This is a genomic window from Oleiphilus sp. HI0132 (assembly GCF_001635845.1).
The window spans coordinates 1-750 of record NZ_LWGJ01000163.1; the positions used below are offsets into that span (position 1 = coordinate 1).

The 750-nt window shown below is 45.9% G+C and carries 1 protein-coding gene; it reads left to right on the forward strand.

Features of this window, described 5'->3' with window-relative positions:
* Positions 1-17 precede the first annotated feature (17 nt).
* Positions 18-750 (forward strand): motility protein A (locus tag A3766_RS02090; protein WP_068641566.1); only part of this gene is annotated, 733 nt, incomplete at its 3' end.

Genomic DNA, 750 nt, shown 5'->3' on the forward strand with positions numbered 1-750 from the left:
ATTGATGGAATAATCTCATGTCTTTTAAAGCTCTTTCCCGGCAGAAGCTAACGGGCCGCACTCTTGTTTTATTACTGTTGGCTGCCTTTGTTCTGGTGCTGGCCTTATCAAGCCTTGAACCTTTAAAGTTTTTGAACCTTCCAGGTTTGTTGCTTGTGGTTTTGGGAACGTTTACCGGGGCTGTCTTGAGTCACTCATTTGACGATTGCCTTGCCGCATTTCGACAAGCTTTTCCAAGAAATAAAGCCGAGCACTCTGACGTGGCAAACGAAGCCAATATCATTCTTCATTTTGCTCAGCTTTGGTTTAGAAACCAATACACCCTGATCGACCGGGATTTATCAAAACTGGATAAACCTTTTTTGAAAAAGGGGCTGCAGATGATCAGGGATCGCCAGCCAAGCGACGATATTCTTTCACTTCTCAATTGGCAGATTAGCCAGGTAAATTTAAATGAAGGGCGCTATATAGGCATCTTCCGCACCCTGGCGAATCTTGCACCGACTTTTGGTATTGCCGGTACCGTGCTGGCCTTGCTCAATATGGCTTTTATCTTGGAGCAGGGCAGAGCCGTTTCTGAGGCGGCAAGCCTTATGGGTTTTGCCTTGGTTAGTACCTTTTATGGTTTAATCCTGGCGAGCTTTGTATTCAAACCGATTGCTGAAAGGCTGGAGCAGCGTCGATTAAAAGAGGTTCAGCATATTACCTTGCTTGCAGAAGGTATTGTTCTGATTCACGAGCGTCGGACGC